Here is a 4,718-nt window from a genome sequence, read left to right as displayed (position 1 = left end):
GAAACATTGCCCAACGCTTCAGCCAACTGTAGCAATGTGAGCCTCTTTTGTGCTAATTTCTCTTTCGCGGTCATAGTGTCCTCCTTCAGGGTTTGAAAAGATTGTGGAAAATCCTTTATACCCTAAGAGGCTCTATGACCGCCACCCCCATGGCTTTTAATAGCCGGGGATGGCGATACTCTCAAACTCCAAAACTGTGCGGGAAGATCGTAACTTTTTCAACCTACACATTCTGGTACTCCTCCGGTGATAATGATCCCGGCGACAATGATTTCAATGCCTTCATGGCCGTCGATATTGACCGCCCCGACAATATCTGTATTTTTAAAAACCGTTATGTCGAAGATGATTATTTCACCGAAAAGGATTATCTTCTCAATAAAGGGTTTATCATGAACAAACTGGCTGCTGATTATCAAGCCAGTAAAAAGGTGACCCTCGACGGTGCAGTCATGTATATGATGACTGCCGAAGATATTGAGTATGGCAACCAGAGCGACAATACAATTGGCTTTGAAATTGACGATTACCTCACCTACAAGATCTATGATAATCTCGTCTTCGGCATCAGCGCCGGCTACCTTTTTGCCGACGATGCCTTGGATTTCTATGAAAAAGATTCACAGGATGGCAATGCGGACGAAAACATCTTTGTCTCTTCAGCCGGCATTCGCTATAACTTCTAAACCTTCGGCACCATTCTGACAACCGCCAACTGAGGAAATGCTTTTTGCGTTCGATGATCACCGTTCATAATCTGAACATCCATCTGGCTGAATTTCGTTTGACCGATATCTGTCTGGATATTAAGGAAAATGAATTTTTCATTCTCATGGGACCAACCGGGGCCGGCAAAACAATCCTGCTGGAGGCTATCGCCGGCATTATCCCGGTATCTCACGGGACCATCAGCATTGGTGGCCGAGAGGTCACCAATCTGGTACCCGAAAAACGGAACATCAGCATCGTCTATCAGGACTATGCCCTCTTTCCCCATCTGACGGTTGAACAAAACATCCTCTATGGTCTGCGTTTTCAACCCCACTCCAGGAAAAAATCCACTGCCCGTATACAAAAACTTATAGACACCCTCGCCCTGGCACCGCTGCTTCACCGTCCTCCGACCACCCTCAGCGGCGGTGAACAGCAACGGGTGGCACTGGCCCGTGCCCTGGCCGTTGAACCGGCTGTGCTTCTCCTTGATGAGCCCCTTTCAGCCCTCGACCCCCAATTTCGTGAAGAGCTGAAATATCACCTCAAAGCCCTGCATCACCATTCCAATACCACCTTTCTCATGGTAACCCATGATTTTGCCGAAGCGTTATCCCTGGCAACCAAAGCTGCGGTACTCAATCAGGGCCGTCTGGAACAGATGGGAACCATGGAGGAAATTTTTCAACAGCCTTCGTCCCCATTTGTCGCCAGTTTTGTCGGCATGAAAAATCTTTTTATCGCTCATTTTGAAGGAACCAAGGCAACTATCGGCTCTTTTTCACTGGAACTGGGGCAGGAGATGAAACCACAGCAAGGCTATGTTGCCATCAGACCGGAAGATATTGTTTTAAGTCGGCAGCCCCTGGTTTCAAGTATCCAGAACTCACTTAAGGGAACTGTCACCAGCATTATTCCCCAAGGGGTTCACTATGAAGTGGCAGTCAGCATTGAGTCCATACTTTTCCGCTCCCTGATCACCAAACAGGCCCTGTTCGATCTTCGCATCGCCGACGGCAGCACACTTTTTGCCTCCTTCAAAGCAACTGCCGTCCACCGCCTGCCTTAGCACCCTGGAGGGGTAATTCCTCACATGCCAGGCTGAATCCAGCCGCATACGGTAAATCACATACGGTAAATCTGCTTGACAGGTAAGCCAACGGGATGGTTAACTCTCCGCATTGTCTTCTTCGCCCGTTGTTCAAACAATGCATTTCATGGATTACAGCAGAGGATAGCAGATAATGAAAACAATAGCCGTGCTGGCTGGTGATGGCATCGGACCGGAAATCATGTCCGAAGCCATCAAAGTGCTTGATGCCGTCCAGGCAATATTTTCCCTTGAATTTGACTATCTCCATGCCGATGTCGGCGGCTGCGCCATTGACAACCACGGCCTGGCGCTCCCGGGGGAAACCCTCGAAATCTGTGAAAAGAGTGATGCTATTCTGTTTGGCTCGGTCGGCGGCCCCCGGTGGGAACAACTGCCACCCCATGAACAACCGGAACGGGCCGCCCTTCTTCCCCTACGCAAACATTTTGATCTGTTCTGCAATCTGCGGCCGGCCAAGGTCTACCCATCGCTGGTTGCCGCCTGCCCCCTGCGAACCGACATTGTCAAAGATGGTTTTGATATTCTTTGCGTTCGCGAACTGACCAGCGGCATCTACTTTGGCCAGCCCAAAGGCCGACAGGGAAAAGGACCATCGGAACAGGCCTTTGATACCATGATCTACAGCCGGGCGGAAATTGAGCGGATCGCTCGGATGGCTTTTTCGGCAGCTCGTCTGCGCCGCAAAAAAGTAACCTCGGTGGACAAGGCAAACGTGCTGACCACCATGGTTTTCTGGCGGGAAGTGGTTATGGAAATTGCCAGAGACTATAAAGACGTAAACGTGGAGCATATCTATATCGACAATGCCACCATGCAGCTGCTCCGCAATCCGCACCAGTTTGATGTTCTGCTCTGCGGCAATATGTTCGGCGACATCATCTCGGATGAAACGGCAATGCTCACCGGCTCCATGGGGCTGCTTGCCTCGGCCAGCCTCAACCAGCACAACTTCGGCCTCTATGAACCAGCTGGAGGATCAGCCCCTGACATCGCCGGCCGGGGGATAGCCAACCCCATCGCCCAGATTCTTTCAGCTGCCTTGATGCTGCGCTATAGCTTCGGCTGCCACGAGGCGGCAGACGCCATCGACAGGGCTGTCGACCACACGCTCAAGTCCGGTATTCATACGCCGGATATCGCCGTTGATCCGGCAAAAACCGTGGACACGGCAACCATGGGTGATGCTATCGCGGCCAACCTCAAACCGGTGACACAGTAGTAATTTCTTGACAATAGGGAAAGAGATGGTTAGCTTACCGCCATTGCCTAATTAGCATGGTAGATATGCTGACCGGCATCCCCGAAGCCATGATCGTGCAGGCCGGAAAACCACCAACCATGACCAGCAGCCGGTATCTGCCGGCTGATCAGCCAAGGAATCGCGATGAAAGCAGGAATCACAAGTCTTTGCCCAGGATTACGGAGGGGTGAATAATGGACCTGGCCTATATCAACGGAGAATTCATTCCCCTGGAAAAAGCGACGGTCTCCATTAACGATCGTGGATATACCTTTGCCGATGGCATTTATGAAGTGATCTGCACCCGCAACGGCAGTCCCTTTCTGCTGCCGGAGCATTTCCAGCGGCTGGAACGCAGCGCCAGGGGCATCAATCTGCCGCTGCCGGCATCCTATCAAAAGTGGCCGGCAATCATCGGTGAAGGAATCAAAAAAACCGGTTATGCCGAGTCAATGGTCTATATCCAGGTCACTCGTGGCATCATGCCGCGCCGGCACCACTATCCCGAACCGCTGGTCCCCCAACTGGTGATGACCTTCAGGCAGCGGCCCCAGTATGACGAAGAGATGTTTTTGACTGGTCAGGCTGCCATAACTGTGGAGGAAATTCGCTGGAGCCGCTGCTACCTGAAAACCATTGCCCTGCTGCCGAACATTCTGATGAAACAGAAGGCGCAGGAGCAGGGATGTTACGAAGCATTTTTTATTTCTGACGCCCAGGAGGTTCATGAAGCAACAGCGGCCAATATTTTTCTGGTCAAGGATACGGTTATTTACACGCCGGAGCTGAACAATTACATCCTCCCCGGCATCTCCCGGAAATATATCATTGACCGGGCCCGGGAAGCCGGTTTGACCGTGGTCTGCAAAGTCTGCTTCTGGGAGGAGCTCATGAACGCCGATGAGGTTTTTGTCACCAGCACCACCGTCGATGCCATGCCCATTGTCACCATCGACCAGCAGCAGATCGGCAACGGTATGCCCGGCCCTGTAACCCGAACAATCCGAGGTTTGTTTCCTGCATGAGGAAAAAAGAATCAGCAAAAGCAGCTCAGTTCCAGGAATCGGTAATCCGCGGCATGACCAGAATATGCCAGCAGCATAACGGCGTCAATCTGAGCCAGGGATTTCCTGATTTTCCCGCTCCTGCACTGATCAAGGAGGCAGCCAAAAAAGCCATCGATGCGGACATCAACCAGTATGCCATCACCTGGGGAACCCGCAATCTGCGGCTGGCCATTGCCCGGAAAATGGCCCATTTTTATGGCTGGGACATTGATCCGGAAACCGAGATGACGGTCACCTGCGGCGCCACCGAGGGAATGATCGCCACCCTCCTTGCCATCCTCGATCCCGGAGATGAGGTCATCGTCTTCGCCCCTTTTTATGAAAACTACGGCCCTGACGCCATCCTGGCCGATGCCATCCCCCGCTACGTCACCCTGCGGGGAGATGACTGGCATATTGATGAAGATGAACTGACCGCCGCGTTCAACCACAAAACCCGGGCAATCATCATCAATACACCACACAACCCCACCGGCAAGGTTTTCTCCCGGGAGGAGCTGCAAGTCATTGCCAGTCTCTGTCAGCAATGGGACGTGCTGGCGATTACCGACGAAATTTACGAACATATTCTCTATGATGATGCCAG

The 4,718-nt window shown here is 52.0% G+C and carries 5 protein-coding genes; all 5 read left to right on the top strand.

What is annotated here, in order from left to right:
- Nucleotides 1–134: 134 nt before the first annotated feature.
- Complete coding sequence (locus JXO50_04475) at nucleotides 135–686, top strand: hypothetical protein (protein MBN2332346.1); 552 nt, start codon at nucleotides 135–137, stop codon at nucleotides 684–686.
- Between the two features lie 53 nt (nucleotides 687–739).
- Nucleotides 740–1,780 (top strand): ABC transporter ATP-binding protein, encoded by a 1,041-nt coding sequence (locus JXO50_04470; GenBank protein ID MBN2332345.1) that lies wholly within the window; start codon nucleotides 740–742, stop codon nucleotides 1,778–1,780.
- 175 nt (nucleotides 1,781–1,955) lie between these two features.
- Entirely contained in the window at nucleotides 1,956–3,044 is a 1,089-nt protein-coding gene (gene leuB, locus JXO50_04465; protein MBN2332344.1) for a 3-isopropylmalate dehydrogenase, read from the top strand.
- 215 nt (nucleotides 3,045–3,259) lie between these two features.
- Complete coding sequence (locus JXO50_04460) at nucleotides 3,260–4,090, top strand: aminotransferase class IV (GenBank protein ID MBN2332343.1); 831 nt, start codon at nucleotides 3,260–3,262, stop codon at nucleotides 4,088–4,090.
- Nucleotides 4,087–4,718, top strand: a 632-nt coding sequence (locus tag JXO50_04455; protein ID MBN2332342.1) for an aminotransferase class I/II-fold pyridoxal phosphate-dependent enzyme, incomplete at its 3' end; no start/stop codon positions are given. The genes JXO50_04460 and JXO50_04455, both read left to right, overlap by 4 nt.

It is taken from the genome of Candidatus Anaeroferrophillus wilburensis (assembly GCA_016934315.1).
Classification (GTDB): Bacteria; Desulfobacterota; Anaeroferrophillalia; order Anaeroferrophillales; family Anaeroferrophillaceae; genus Anaeroferrophillus; species Anaeroferrophillus wilburensis.
The sequence above is the reverse complement of the archived record's forward strand: the minus strand, read 5'-3'. Positions and strand labels throughout refer to the sequence as shown.